Origin of the sequence: Citrobacter sp. TBCS-14, assembly GCF_005280805.1 — a bacterium.
GTDB lineage: Bacteria > Pseudomonadota > Gammaproteobacteria > Enterobacterales > Enterobacteriaceae > Citrobacter > Citrobacter gillenii.
Genome location: NZ_SZWM01000284.1, coordinates 1 through 311, shown reverse-complemented (window position 1 = coordinate 311; position 311 = coordinate 1). Strand labels below are relative to the sequence as shown.

General features: G+C 52.4%; 1 protein-coding gene. It reads left to right on the top strand.

Features of this window, described 5'->3' with window-relative positions; genetic code table 11:
• The coding region (locus FDX22_RS31025) for a prolyl oligopeptidase family serine peptidase (protein ID WP_255432906.1) at nucleotides 1-311 on the top strand (311 nt) is incomplete at both ends.

The window sequence follows — 311 nt, the reverse complement described above, 5'->3', positions numbered from 1 at the left end:
ACCGCGCGGGATGGTACCGAGGTTCCGGTTTCGCTGGTTTACCATCAAAAGTACTTCCTGAAAGGAAAAAATCCGTTACTGGTTTACGGCTATGGCTCGTATGGCGCCAGCATGGACGCCGATTTCAGCAGCAGCCGCTTGAGCCTGCTGGATCGCGGCTTTGTTTATGCCATTGCCCATGTCCGTGGCGGCGGTGAGTTAGGGCAACAGTGGTACGAAGACGGTAAGTTTCTGCATAAGAAAAATACCTTCAATGATTATCTCGACGTCTGCGATGCACTGCTAAAAATGGGCTATGGCGCGCCTTCGCT